At 34.0% G+C, this 13,710-nt stretch carries 14 protein-coding genes; 6 read left to right on the top strand and 8 right to left on the bottom strand.

The genetic code is table 11. The annotated features are described in order from the left end of the window. Positions 1–18 precede the first annotated feature (18 nt). On the top strand, positions 19–750 hold the full coding sequence (locus FOL89_RS05055) for an SDR family NAD(P)-dependent oxidoreductase (RefSeq protein ID WP_144281762.1): 732 nt from the start codon (positions 19–21) through the stop codon (positions 748–750). Here the strand turns inward: FOL89_RS05055 and FOL89_RS05050 are convergent, their stop codons facing one another. The 4 genes from FOL89_RS05050 to ku all read right to left on the bottom strand — a co-directional run bounded on the left by FOL89_RS05050 (position 751) and on the right by ku (position 4,649). Then, a complete protein-coding gene (locus FOL89_RS05050; RefSeq protein WP_144281761.1) occupies positions 751–1,290 on the bottom strand; it encodes a hypothetical protein in 540 nt (179 codons plus the stop codon). It lies immediately after the preceding gene. 28 nt (positions 1,291–1,318) lie between these two features. Further along, entirely contained in the window at positions 1,319–3,184 is a 1,866-nt protein-coding gene (gene ligD, locus FOL89_RS05045; RefSeq protein ID WP_144281760.1) for a DNA ligase D, read from the bottom strand. A gap of 80 nt (positions 3,185–3,264) precedes the next feature. Then, a complete protein-coding gene (locus tag FOL89_RS05040) occupies positions 3,265–3,861 on the bottom strand; it encodes a DNA polymerase ligase N-terminal domain-containing protein (RefSeq protein WP_144281759.1) in 597 nt (198 codons plus the stop codon). A gap of 2 nt (positions 3,862–3,863) precedes the next feature. Further along, positions 3,864–4,649 (bottom strand): non-homologous end joining protein Ku, encoded by a 786-nt coding sequence (gene ku, locus FOL89_RS05035; RefSeq protein WP_144281758.1) that lies wholly within the window; start codon positions 4,647–4,649, stop codon positions 3,864–3,866. Positions 4,650–4,903: 254 nt separating this feature from the next. Between ku and FOL89_RS05030 the strand changes: the two genes are divergently transcribed. Beyond that, positions 4,904–5,752, top strand: a complete 849-nt coding sequence (locus tag FOL89_RS05030; protein ID WP_144281757.1) for a mechanosensitive ion channel family protein — start codon at positions 4,904–4,906, stop codon at positions 5,750–5,752. 62 nt (positions 5,753–5,814) lie between these two features. On the opposite strand, the gene aspS is transcribed toward FOL89_RS05030, so the two are convergent. After that, a complete protein-coding gene (gene aspS, locus FOL89_RS05025) occupies positions 5,815–7,569 on the bottom strand; it encodes an aspartate--tRNA ligase (RefSeq protein WP_144281756.1) in 1,755 nt (584 codons plus the stop codon). A gap of 140 nt (positions 7,570–7,709) precedes the next feature. Continuing rightward, positions 7,710–8,144, bottom strand: coding sequence for an ankyrin repeat domain-containing protein (locus FOL89_RS05020; RefSeq protein ID WP_144281755.1), 435 nt, complete (start codon positions 8,142–8,144; stop codon positions 7,710–7,712). A gap of 308 nt (positions 8,145–8,452) precedes the next feature. Here FOL89_RS05020 and FOL89_RS05015 point away from each other — a divergent pair, with 308 nt between their 5' ends. Further along, positions 8,453–8,569, top strand: coding sequence for a 30S ribosomal protein THX (locus FOL89_RS05015; RefSeq protein WP_144281754.1), 117 nt, complete (start codon positions 8,453–8,455; stop codon positions 8,567–8,569). A 53-nt stretch (positions 8,570–8,622) separates the two neighbouring features. Here the strand turns inward: FOL89_RS05015 and FOL89_RS05010 are convergent, their stop codons facing one another. Further along, positions 8,623–9,270, bottom strand: coding sequence for a DUF937 domain-containing protein (locus FOL89_RS05010; protein WP_144281753.1), 648 nt, complete (start codon positions 9,268–9,270; stop codon positions 8,623–8,625). Between the two features lie 81 nt (positions 9,271–9,351). Beyond that, on the bottom strand, positions 9,352–9,861 hold the full coding sequence (locus FOL89_RS05005; protein ID WP_144281752.1) for a DUF2480 family protein: 510 nt from the start codon (positions 9,859–9,861) through the stop codon (positions 9,352–9,354). A 102-nt stretch (positions 9,862–9,963) separates the two neighbouring features. On the opposite strand from FOL89_RS05005, the gene lpxB reads away from it, so the two are divergent. From lpxB to FOL89_RS04990, 3 genes are all read left to right on the top strand, one after another. Continuing rightward, positions 9,964–11,070: a lipid-A-disaccharide synthase gene (gene lpxB, locus FOL89_RS05000; RefSeq protein ID WP_144281751.1), complete on the top strand. Its 1,107-nt coding sequence runs from the start codon at positions 9,964–9,966 to the stop codon at positions 11,068–11,070. Positions 11,071–11,130: 60 nt separating this feature from the next. Next, positions 11,131–12,900 carry a ComEC/Rec2 family competence protein gene (locus FOL89_RS04995; RefSeq protein ID WP_144281750.1) on the top strand — a complete coding sequence of 590 codons (1,770 nt, stop codon included), beginning with the start codon at positions 11,131–11,133 and terminating at the stop codon, positions 12,898–12,900. Positions 12,901–13,041: 141 nt separating this feature from the next. Continuing rightward, the gene (locus tag FOL89_RS04990; RefSeq protein WP_144281749.1) at positions 13,042–13,704 is read left to right on the top strand and encodes a succinate dehydrogenase cytochrome b subunit; all 663 of its coding nucleotides are present in this window, start codon (positions 13,042–13,044) and stop codon (positions 13,702–13,704) included. Positions 13,705–13,710: the final 6 nt, after the last annotated feature.

The raw sequence follows: 13,710 nt of genomic DNA, 5'->3' as shown, positions 1-13,710 counted from the left end.
AAAAAATATCTTTGCTTCATGAATCAAAACAAAGACAAGACAGTTCTTATTTTGGGTGCTAATTCTGATGTTGCAAAAGAATGTATCAGACAATATGCTCAGAAAGGCTTTGCTATTATTGCAGCATCCAGAAACACGATGTCTTTAGAACAATTTACTCATGAAAATAATCTGAATGCAAAAATTAAGATATTATATTTTGATTCAGCAGATTTTGATTCTCATCAGAAGTTTTATGATGAGCTTCCGATAAAACCTCATATCATCGTTTATGCTGCAGGTTTTTTAGTTGATAACGAAAAAGCTTTAAGAGACTTTAAAGGTGCTCAACAGATGATGCTGGTCAATTATATGGGAGCTGTTTCTATTTTGAATATTATTGCAACGGATACAAGCAATCAGAATTTGGAAAGAATTATTGGTTTGTCTTCGCTTTCGGGGGTGAGAGGACGAAAAAGTAATTTCGTTTATGGAAGTACAAAAGCTGCTTTTACTACTTATTTAGCCGGGTTGAGACAAGAGCTGACCTCAAGAAACATCCAAGTAAATGTTTTGGTGAGTGGTTACATCAATACTAAAATTAATGAAGGATTAGATCTTAATCAAAATCTTTTAATGGAACCCGATTATGTGGCAAAACATATCGTAAATGCAGGAAATTCTTTTACCATCGTTCCTAATTTTAAATGGAAAATAATTTATTTTATTTTGAAAATTCTGCCAGAGAGTTTAGTGGCTAAATTACCTTGATTATTTATTATTAACTTTCACTTTTGGAAATCTTAAAACAGTCATTAAAGTATTATAATTATCCAAGAGTAACGATTGATTTCCGAATTGAGATATTTTAAAATCTTCTTTTGTGTTATTTACAGAAAAGACATTTCCGGAATGAGACATTTCGTGGTCTAAAAATTTGAATTTTAGTAAATTATTGATGTAATTCATTAAAGCTTCTTGTTGAGGGTTGGTTAGTAAAATTTCTATATTTCTTTTTTCTTGTTGAACTATTAAACTAACGGAATCTCTCATTTCACAATCAGCTTCAAATTTTACATAACTTAGTTTTATTCTTTTTTCTGAACGATAAACTTTAATTAATTCTTCATGACCTCCCCATTCACCACAATCGGAAAATTGGGATTTAATGAATATTGTATCTTCATTATTGTAATTTAATATATGCTCAAATGAATATTCTGGCTGATCAGAATTTGATATTTCGTGAGGTCTTTTTTCGGAACAGTTTAAAAAGAAAAACACTGTGAGAAATAAAAAGAATGTTTTCATTTTAGTATTTATTTCTAAAATTATCAAATTACTCAACATCTTCCAACAATTCCAAAGCCTTCATAATATCAATTCCTTTTCCCAAAACGGGTTTGAAAAGATCTCCTTTTTCCTTAATTCTTTCCAATGTATTATGAATGTTAAAATCAGTAGGTTTCAGATCAGGTTTTAGTTCTTCCCATTCCAAGGGCATTGAGACAGATGCTCCTTCTTTCGGTCGGATGCTGTAAACGCTTGCCAAAGTCTGTCCGGATCTGTTTTGAAGATAATCAAGATAGATTTTTTTATCGTCTCGTTTCTTTAAACTTCGTTCTAAAGTGGTAAGCTCTGGAAGCTGGTCATGTACTTTTTTCATTAAAATATGTGCAAAATCTTTTACCTGATCAAAATCGTATTGTTTTTTCATTGGTATATAAACATGAATCCCTGTACTTCCGGAAGTTTTGCAGTAACCTTTAATTTTAATTGATTTTAAAACTTCATTTACCTTTAAAGCTGTTTCTATGACATCATCAAAACTATTTTTCTTTGACGGATCCAGATCCAGAACCAGAAAATCAGGATTTTCTAAATTGGGAACAGAAGCATTCCAAGGATTAAGATCAATACAGCCTAAGTTATTGAGATACGCCAAAGTTGCTTTGTCATTACAGATAACATAATCAATATATTTATCAGTAGAATCTGAGTGTACTTTGGTTGTTTCGATCCAGTCCGGAAAAGAATCTCCGGCATCTTTCTGATAAAATCCGGATTCTTCAATTCCATTGGGAAAACGATTGAGAGAAAGAGGGCGGTCTTTCAAATGCGGTAGAATATATTTTGCGACAGACTGATAATAGTCAATCACATCGCCTTTTGTAATGCCGTCTTTTGGAAAATATATTTTATCCTGATTGGTGAGTTTTACTTTATGTCGGTTGAGGGTAATTTCTTTATCAGATTCAGAATCAGACTTTTTTACGGTTTGTTTTTTGGACATTTTTTCAGGTTTTTGTGGTTTAGTGGTTTGAAGGTCTTCAATTGTTTTATCTTCTCTGATGGCAACAAAAACAGGATGGCGGAACATCCCGTCTTTGGTGATTTCAGAAAACTTTACTTCACAGATAAGCTTTGGTTTTACCCACGTGACAGGCATATTTGTTTTCGGAACAGTTTTAAAAGGAGATTCTTTCTGTTCTATTTTTGTTAAATTAGAATGAATTTCTTTCAGTAATTCAGTATTGAATCCGGTTCCGGTATGTCCTGCGTAAATTAATTTGCCATCAATGTATTTCCCTAAAATCAAAGCTCCAAAGCCAGTTCTGGATCCTTTAGGCTCTGTAAAACCGCAAATAACTGCTTCTTCGGTGTTGGTAAATTTTATTTTCAGCCAGTCTGTGCTTCTGCTGTTTTCAGTATAAATGCTGTCTGCTTTCTTAGCGATCATTCCTTCCAGATTCATTTTTTTCATTTGATTGAAGAAATCAACACCTTTTTCCGGAACATGATCACAGTATTTGATCAGATCTGTTTCAATCAATGCTTCTTTTAAGAGTTCTTTCCGTTGAATCAAAGGAAGTTCTTCGGTTGAATGCCCATTCAGCCACAATAGATCAAAAACCTGATAAGTTAAAGCCAAATCAGGATTGTCGCCGATCTGCTGAAGCAATTGAAAGCTTGGTTTTCCATTTTCATCATAAGCTACAATTTCTCCATCAAGAATCATTTGGTGCTTCTGTGCATTAAAATCTTCGCTAATTTTTTTGAATTTGCTTAAAAAAGAAATTCCGTTTCTGGAATAAAATAAAGGTTCTTTCTTGCTGAGATCTGCAACCGCTCTGTAGCCGTCCCATTTTATTTCAAAAATCCAGTCGGGATGATCGAAGGCATCATCTGAAAGTTTGGCAAGCATCGGTTTGATGAAGCTTGTCAGCTTTTTCTCATTGCCTAAAGTATTGAATTTTCGGTAACGGGATTCACTGGTGGTTGAACTTACTTTTTTTTTATTTTGGGGCTTTTTTTTTCCTCTAAAAATTTTGAAACCTGAGAATTTTTTGCAACATTTTCCTCAGCATCATATTCTTCTTTAGCGAATTGATCTTTGTGCTTAATTAAAAGCCAGGCATTATTTTCTGCATTTTTCATTTTCACTAAGGCAAATTCTCCTTTCAGTTTTTTACCATGCAAAACAAATTTTAGTGAACCGTCTTTTAATTCTTTTAATAATTCTTTTTCGTCTGAAAGTCTGCTTTTTTCATTGATCGGTTCGTACGTTCCACTGTCCCAGATTTCCACTTGTCCCGCTCCGTAATTTCCTTCAGGGATATTTCCTTCAAAATCTTTGTAATCATAGGGATGATCTTCCACCATCATTGCCAAACGTTTGTCATCAGGATTCAGAGACGGCCCTTTCGGAACTGCCCAGCTTTTTAAAACACCTTTCATTTCAAGCCTGAAATCATAATGAAGTCTGCTTGCGGCATGTCTCTGAACTACAAAAATTAACTGATTTTCGCTTTTTTTTGTGGTGCCTTTCGGTTCGGTGGTTTTATCGAACTTTCTTTTATTGTGGTAATCTTTTAAAGCCATAATTATGAAGCATTTTTAGATTTAGACGCTTGCAGACTGGCTTTTAACTGAGCCATCAGATCTATCACTTTACCTTGTTTTGCAGGTTCAGATTTTTTGACTTTTACCGTTTTTCCTTTTGCTTTTTTCTTAATAATTTTCAAGAGTTCAGCGGAATAAGTGTTTTTATAAACAGTTGGATCAAAGGTTTCTGATAATTGTTCGATTAAATTTTTTGCCATTTTGAGCTCGGCAGGTTTGGGGGCTTTTTTAGCCGGAATTTTAAGATCTTTATAATCCCGTATTTCCTCAGAAAAACGAAGACGGTTCAAAACCAGAACCTCATCGTTGTAAGGACGGATCAGACCAATTGCTTCAGTATCACGAAGAACAAAAGTCCCGATTCCTACCATTTTGGTTTGTTGTAATGCTTTGATTAATAATCTGTAAGCATTCTCACCATTTTTTTGTGGCTCAAGAAAATAGGGGGTTTCAAAATAGACCGAATCAACTTCGGCTTCCTTTACAAAATGTTCAATGGAGAGAATTTTTGTTTTTTCCGGACTTGCCGCTTCATAATCTTCGTCATCAAGCACAATATATTGATCATCCAGTAAATAGCCTTTTACAATGTTTTTCCATTTGACTTCTTTACCTGTTTTTTCGTTGACTCTTTTGAATCTGATATTAGAATAATCCGATTTGTCAAGCATATCCAAATCCAGTTTGCTGGTTTCGGTAGCAGAATAAATTTTTACAGGGATGTTGACAAGTCCAAAGCCTATGGCGCCGTTCCAGATTGCTCTCATTATTGTACTTTTATGTAAAAGTTGCAATGATTGTGCCGTATGATTATTAAGTGAATAGTGATAAATGATTATGGATAAATGATAGGATTTTAAAACTATATATGACTGTATTTCGTTCTTTTTAATTTTATTACCTTTGTTACTTCTTTTAGGAAAGAATCACTTTCTGTTAGCATATACATGGTTTCGGTGCATATTTTGCCATTAAAAAAGACCGTAATTTTTCTTAATTCAATTTAAAACTAAAATATTTTATGAAAGAATTAAATTTGACTAATGTACAAGACAATTGGGAAAACTTTATTTCATCAGCAGTCGCAATGGCTCCACGATTGATCACGGCAATTGTATCTGCTATTCTTATATTTATTGTAGGGCGATGGCTCATCGGAATTTTGAAAAAAATCGTCAGAAAAGCTTTCATCAAAAAAGGTATCGAAATTTCTTTACAAAAATTTATGCTCAATGTTATTACATGGGCGCTGAATATTTTACTGTTTATCATTGTGGTTACTCAGCTTGGAGTACAGACCTCAGCTTTTGTAGCGATGATTGGTGCTGCAGGTTTGGCAATTGGTTTAGCTTTGCAGGGGTCGCTTGCTAATTTTGCAGGCGGAATTTTAATATTACTGTTAAAGCCTTTTAAAGTAGGGGACTACATTGAAGTGAAATCCGGAGAATCCGGAACGGTACAAGAAATTGATATTTTCCATACGCGGCTTATTACACCTCAAAATCAGATGGTGGTCATCCCAAATGGAGATGTTTCCAATAATAGTATCACAAATTACACGCATTTAGGAACCCGTCGTACTTGGTTTAATATTGGAGTTTCTTACAATGCGGACCTGAAACAGGCTAAAGATATTCTTCTTGATGTGATTCAAAACAATCAATATGCTTTTGATGATCCTGCACCACAGGTTGTGGTTACAGAATTGGGAGACAGTGCAGTAAACCTTTCTGTAAGAGCTACAACTTCTCTGGATAATTTTTGGACAATGAACGAAGAATTAATCATTAGCTGTAAAAAAGCATTGGATAATGCCGGTATAGAAATTCCTTTTCCGCAGAGAGATTTGCATGTTTATCAGCGTTCTTAGGATTTGAATTAAGATAACTTTTTAATTGTTAAAAAAGCGGAGAAAAAATCTCCGCTTCTAATTTATGATTTTAAATTTAATTTCAATTCCAGTTCATCAAGCTGTTCATCAGCAATTGCAGAAGGTGCATCAATCATTACATCGCGTCCCGAATTATTTTTAGGAAAAGCAATATAATCTCTGATTACCTCGTTTCCATCAAGAATAGCTACTAAACGGTCAAACCCGAAAGCCAATCCACCATGAGGCGGTGCTCCGTATTTGAAAGCATTCATTAAGAAACCAAACTGTGCTTCCGCTTCTTCTTTGGTAAAGCCTAAAAGATCAAACATTTTAGATTGAAGATCTTTATCGAAAATTCTGATAGAACCTCCACCGATTTCGTTTCCGTTCAACACCATATCATAAGCATTGGCTCTTGCTTTTCCCGGATCTGTTTCCAATAAATGAATATCTTCCGGCTTCGGAGACGTGAAAGGGTGGTGCATTGCATGGTAACGTCCGCTTTCTTCATCAAATTCCAGTAACGGGAAATCAACTACCCAAAGTGGCGCAAATTCGTTTCCTTTTCTTAACCCTAATCTGTTTCCAAGCTCCATTCTCAATGCAGAAAGTTGCGTTCTAACCTTATTTTCGTTTCCGGAAAGAATCAACATTAAATCGCCTTCTTTAGCCCTGAATTTTTCAATGATTTTTGCTAAGTCTTCCTCGTTGTAGAATTTATTTACAGAAGAAGTTTTTACCCCGTCATTCTGGAATTTTACCCAAACCATTCCTGAAGCTCCGATTTGCGGTCTTTTCACCCAATCAACAAGCTCGTCGATTTGCTTTCTTGTGTATTCTGCACATCCTTCAACATTGATTCCGACAACCAATTCAGCTTCATCAAATATTTTGAAATCTTTACCTTTTACTAAATCGTTCAGTTCGACGAATTCCATTCCGAAACGAATATCCGGTTTGTCGTTTCCGTACTTCTGCATTGCATCAGCAAACGTCATTCTTGGGAAATCTCCAAATTCCTGCCCCGTAATATCTTTCAGTAAAGTTTTGGTCATTCCTTCAAAAACATTCATGACATCTTCCTGTTCTACGAACGCCATTTCACAGTCGATTTGTGTGAATTCCGGCTGTCTGTCGGCTCTCAAATCTTCATCACGGAAACATTTTACGATCTGGAAATATTTGTCCATTCCACCCACCATTAAAAGCTGTTTGAAAGTCTGTGGAGATTGCGGTAAAGCGTAAAACTGTCCCGGATTCATTCTGCTAGGAACCACGAAATCTCTCGCTCCTTCTGGAGTAGATTTAATTAAAACCGGAGTTTCCACCTCAATAAATCCGTTGTCAGAAAGATAATTTCTTACTTTCTGAGCCATTTTATGGCGGAAAATCAGTTTGTCTTTTACCGGGTTTCTTCTGATATCCAGGTAACGGTATTTCATTCTTAATTCTTCGCCACCGTCCGTTTCGTCTTCAATGGTAAAAGGGGGAAGCTGAGATTCGTTAAGAACTTCTAATTTCTCCACCAAAATTTCAATTTCTCCTGTCGAAATATTTGGGTTTTTGCTTACTCTTTCAATGACGCGTCCGGTAACCTGAATGACAAATTCACGTCCTAAGTTTTTAGCATTTTCCATCAGTTCCGCGGTAGAACGATCCTGATCAAAAACCAACTGCGTAATTCCGTAACGATCCCGAAGATCTATCCAAATCATAAATCCTTTATCGCGGATAGTTTGTACCCATCCTGAAAGTGTAACTTCTTCATTAAGATTTTTCAGAGACAATTCTCCGTTGGTGTGCGATCGAAACATAATTATTTGTTTAAAGTTCAATGTTTAAGACCCAAAGTTTTGAGTCTTGAATTTTCGTCTGCAAAGATAAGATTTTTGAAGGTTTTTAAAACAAAAAAACTCCCCGAAGGAAGTTTTGAAATATTTTTTAGACAAAATGATTAAAGAATCATTGTCATTGCTGACTGTTTGTGTTCTACTGCATAGTCTTTTGCCGTTTTACCATTATTATCCTTTGCATTTTTATTAGCTCCTCTTTTCAAAAGATTTTTCGCAGCGTCCATATTTCCGTATTTTGCAGCAGTCATCAAAGGAGTGACACCGTCACACGCTTTATTTACATCAGAATTATTATTCATCAAAAAATTAGCAATATTGTTCTTCTGATATTTTATACTGTAAGCAAGCATTGTTGTAGAAAGTTCTTTTACACTCATGCATTTGTCATATTCTGCTTTTGTGAAAGCTTTTTTGAAGGTTTCTACATTGTCTGTCTGAATTGCTGCTCTTTGGTTTTTATTTACTTGCTGTGCATAAGTTAAACTTGTAAAAGCAATTAATCCGAATAGCAACGTTGAAGTCAATATTTTTTTCATGAATTTTTATTTTTAATTTTATACAAATCTAAATAATTTTTTTGCAAAGTTTATATAATATTGTATAAATTGTGTTCTAAAATAGAATTTGAGAATGTAAATGTTATTTAACTGAGTATAGTTTTCTGCTCCGAAGCTGAATAAATTTATTGATGCGAAAATAATGAAAGGAAAGGAGAACAATTTTGGAAGAACTCATATTTTATGAGGATATATGTTGGGTTTATGAAATTTTTAACAAAACAGTTTTGGTTTTTTAAATACTTCTTTATAATTTAGTCATCAATCATCAAAAGAAATTTTTTATTATGGGAAAAGGAGACAAAAAATCAAAAAGAGGAAAGATCAACAATGGGAGCTATGGTAAAAGAAGACCAAGAAAAAGTACAAAATCCCATAAACCTTCTGAAAGCGAAAAAGCTTAAAAAACAAAAGACCGAAGATCAAACTTCGGTCTTTTTATATATTGTGGGCTAATTTATTTGAAGAGTCCTCCAAGTAAATCGCCAATTCCGCCACTTTGCTGTTTCTGCTGTCCGCCGCCGAGTACGCTTCCTAAAATATCATTCAGAGGATTTCCTGAAGACTGCGATTGACCGCCACCCAGAACACTTCCCAAAATATCATTTAAAGGACTTGATTCCTGTTGCTGAGCCTGATTTTGTGCGCCGCCTAAAATTCCGCCTAAAAGATCGCCAAGACCACCTGCTCCGACATTATTTTGCTGTTTTTCTTTGCCAATGTACCCCATAATGACAGGAGTAAGCATTGCTAGAATCGGTCCGATTTTGTCGATAGAAATTCCTGTGTTTTGAGACAATTGGTTTTCAACAGTCGACTTTTGGTTTCCGAAAATGTGTGATAGAATAGAGCCTCCTTCATTTTGTCTGGCTTCAAGCTGTGCGGTGTCATCCAGAATGCTTCCGTCATGATCTTTATCCAAAGCATTATTAAGCGCTTCGGCTTCTTTGGCATCCTGAGATTTGTTTCTCAGATAAGAGATGATCAAAGGTGTAGCTACAGCCAAAAGTGCAATAATCTGGTTTTTGCTGATTCCGAATTTGTTTTCAGCCTGTTGTGCTACCTGATTTCCTGTGTTTCCTGTTAAAAGGTCAATTAAACTCATTTTGTGTTTATAATTTATTTGTTAGAAAATCAAAGGTATAAAATTTAATTCATTAAAATTTAAATATAAAAAAAACTGCGTTTAATTTTTCAGGATAGGAACATTAGAACAGGCTTCGCCAAACATCAGAGATTTTACGACGGGCTTTAATTTTTCTACCAATTCAATGTATGCATTTTCAGGAATAAGCTTGTCTGTGCATCCTTTTACCAAAACCCGTTTTCCGTTCATTTCAGAAAAATCATAGTTTTGTATGGCATCGTGCATGAGAATGGTTTCAAGATTTTGTACATCTCCGAATACCATTTTTTTTGTAGTATCTGCAAGTTTTGCCGTGATAAGAAAATATGCCCAAAGAGGCACAATAGCATCTGCAGAATTATAGATGTAAACGTAGCTGTCTTTATATTCTTCTAAATTAATGGCGGCTACTTTTTCGCGGAAATCTTTTTCTTTTAAAACCATCTCCATAAAGAGAAAATCTTTTAGGTCGATACCTTTTCTTGCTCCTTTTGGAAGCAGATCAGCAATATCAAAATTGATCAGTCCGCTTTCTGCAACTTTGTTTCTGATTTCAAATTCTTCTGCCATTTTTATCATTATCTTTGGAACAAAATTAATTAAATATAATTTTAAATCTGAAGTTTGATAGTCAGAATTGATAAAATCACTTATCAAGCATCACTTATCTTTATGAAATATTATATCATTGCCGGTGAAGCTTCCGGAGATTTGCACGGAAGTAATTTGATGAAAGCTTTAAGAGAGAAAGATCCTGCTGCCGAATTTAGATTCTGGGGCGGAGATCTGATGGAAAAACAAGGCGGAACTTTGGTAAAACATTACCGTGATCTGGCTTTTATGGGATTTCTTGAAGTGGCAATGAATCTGAGAACTATTCTTAATAATATTAAATTCTGCAAAGAAGATATCAGAAGCAGCCAACCTGATGTCTTAATTTTGGTAGATTATCCCGGCTTCAATCTGAGAATTGCAAAATTTGCCAAAGAACTGGGAATCAAAGTGATTTATTATATTTCGCCTCAGCTTTGGGCATGGAAAGAAGGTCGTGTAGAAATCATCAAAAAATATGTGGATGAAATGATGGTCATTCTTCCTTTTGAAGAAGAATTTTATAATAAACACGGCGTAAAATCTCATTTTGTAGGACATCCGTTATTGGATGCGCTTTCTTCGCTCAAGGAAATCAATACAAATGATTTTAAAACTGAAAACGGCTTAAACGAAAAAGAAATTATTGCGCTTTTACCAGGTTCCAGAAAACAGGAAGTAGAAAAAATGCTGGAAATAATGCTTGCTGTTCGTCCGCATTTTGAAAATTACCAGTTTGTAATTGCAGGAGCGCCTAGTTTGAATAAAGATTTTTATCAGAAATATGTGGATGAAAATGTGCATTTCGTTTCCAACAAAACGTATGATTTGCTGAGGTGTTCGAAAGCTGCTTTGGTCACTTCGGGAACGGCAACTTTAGAAACTGCTTTGCTGAATGTTCCGGAAGTCGTTTGTTATCGCGGAAGTACAATTTCTTACGCCATTGCCAAAAGGCTGGTGAAAAATATCAAATATATTTCTTTAGTCAATTTGATAATGGATAGGGAAGTGGTGAAAGAATTGATTCAAAATGACCTTACTACACAAAATCTCACCAACGAATTAAATTTAATTCTGAATGGAGAAAAAAGAAATCAGATGCTCAAAGATTTTAATCTTTTACGAGAAAAATTAGGAGGAAAAGGAGCGAGTGACAATGCTGCCCAAGTAATTTTGAATCTTAAATGAAAAAACTGTTTTTTGTTTTCATAAAAAATTTTTAATTTAGTTTATTCAAACACAAATGATTTGAACAAACAGCCATTTCTCATTGCGGTTTTCTGTTTTATTCTTGGGATTTTTTTTCAGGATTATCTTTTTCTGCGGGATAAGTATATTTTCTTTATTGTTTTTATTGCTGTTGCTCTTGCAGGATTATTTTTTATCAATCATTCTACTCTTTTTAAAATAAGAACTTTCATTTTTACGGTCTTCTTCTTTTTGGCAGGAATTGTTCTTCATAGTTTTAATATCCATTATTCTCAGTCTTATCAATTGGAAACTAATGAGTTAATTGTGTTTAAAATATCTAAAAAGCTCAATTCAAATCAAAAATATAAAAAATACGAAGTCTTAGCTGAGGTTGATAATCGTTCATTTAAAGCGATTGTAAATATTAAAAAAGAGTTAAATGATTTAGATTTCAAACATTACTATAAAGCTCAGGCTTATATTGTTCAGCCTCAAAATCCGGAGCATTCTTTTCAGTTTAACTACAAAAAATATCTTAGTCGCAAAAATATTTTTCAGTTGTGTTATTTTAATGAAGAAATTTCTGTTGCTGCAAGAAATGACCTGAATTTTGCTGAAAGATCAAAGCAGAAAAGACTGGAAGTTTTGCAGAAAATCAATGCATCTGACATATCCCCCAAGAGCCGTGAATTTTTAAAAGGAATTATTCTTGCTGACCGCACCGAAATTGATGCTGAAACGGTTCAGGATTTTAACCGTTCAGGGTTGGTACATTTACTGGCAATTTCGGGAACTCATATTGCAGTTATTTTTGGGATTTTTTATTTTCTGCTCACTAGATTTTCGTCTGTTAGTCTCAGGAAATATGTGGTTCTTTGCAGTTTAGTCTTTATATGGATTTTTGCTTTTTTTATTGGTTTTGGAAACTCGGTAGTTCGATCATGCATTATGCTGAGTATTTATTTCATTTATGTAATTCTGCAAAGAAAGCCTGATCTGCTTCATTCTCTTTCGATTTCGGCTTTCATTATTTTGATTGTTGATAGTTATCAAATCTTTGATGTTGGTTTTCAGTTGAGTTTTCTTGCAGTTTTAGGTATTTTTTGGCTCAATCAGCCTATTCTAAAATATTTTCCCAGACAGGATTCTTTTCTGAAAAAGTTATTATTCAATACTGTTTCTATTTCTTTGTCTGCACAATTGGCAACTTTACCTTTGGTCTTGTATTATTTCCATCAATTTTCGTTTGTTTCTTTTCTTGCTAATGTTGTCATCGTTCCTTTTTCTCAGGTAATTATTGTATTTTCTTTTATTATGACGGGCTTAATTGCTGTTAATCTGGAGTTTTCTTTATTAGACATTCTTTATGACAGTTTGATCAGAATTTTATTGAAAGTCATCCATTGGTTTGCAGAATTTGATATGGTTTTTTTTGAGAATATTTCTTTTAACCTTGCAGAAGTTTTTGCATTTTATTTATGTGTTTATTACGGAAGATTTTTTCTAAATAAAACGAGTCTGAAAAATCTTTATCATCTTGTTTTTTCGATTTTTATTTTTCTTTTTGTGAGAATTTCCTATGATATTTATGGTGATTTTCAGAATGAAATCCATACTTTTACATATAAAGAAGCAAAAGTTATAGGAATCAGAAATGGTGAAAATGCTGTTTTTCTGATGAAAAATTCTGCGGAAGAAAAAAAGATCAGGCAGTTTATTATTGATCCTTATCTTTCATCCGAGAGAATAAATAATTTTGAAATAAAACATATTCGTGATTCCATAAATAAAGTTAAAATAGGACATGATTTGTACGAAATAAATTAAACACACTGTTTTCTGATCTGTTCATTTCACGATGTTTTCTTCTTATTTAGAAAGATTACAAACTGTCTAATAGTGAGATTTCTCAGTTTCTTGTATTGTTAACATTTCCTAATTTTGTGGAAAATCAAATTTAAACTTAATATGGCAGGTTTAACAAGTTCTACAATTGGTAGAAAATATGCAATGGCATTGTCAGCAATGTTTTTGCTAATATTTCTGGTAATGCACCTTTCTGTAAATCTATTATCGGTTTTCGGGCAGGATGCTTACAATAATGCTTCTCAGTTTATGGGGTACAATCCTCTGATTCAGTTCTTAATGCAGCCTATTTTGATGTTTGCTGTGATATTCCATTTCGTGATGGGGTTTGTATTGGAAATAAAAAACAATAAAGCACGTCCTGTAGGTTATAATGTAAACAACGGATCAGCAAACTCTACATGGATGTCCAGAAATATGGTGATTTCAGGAGCTGTAATTTTAGCTTTTATTTTTCTTCATATGTATGATTTTTGGTTGCATGAGATGAATTATAAGTACATCAACGGATTGCCTGTAGAAGAGACACGCTTTTGGGGAGATTTGCACGCTAAGTTTGCTGATCTTTGGAGAGTGGTACTATATGTAATTTCTTTTATTTTATTAGGATTACACTTAGCTCACGGTTTTCAGTCTTCTTTTCAGTCGGTGGGAGCGAGACATCCAAAATATACTCCGGTAATTAAGGCTTTCGGAAACTGGTATTCTATTCTGATTCCGCTAGGTTTTATTTTTATTGCAATTTTTCATTACGTAACTCAATAATATCAC

The organism is Chryseobacterium echinoideorum (assembly GCF_007474535.1).
Classification (GTDB): Bacteria; Bacteroidota; Bacteroidia; order Flavobacteriales; family Weeksellaceae; genus Chryseobacterium; species Chryseobacterium echinoideorum.
The sequence above is the reverse complement of the archived record's forward strand: the minus strand, read 5'-3'. Positions and strand labels throughout refer to the sequence as shown.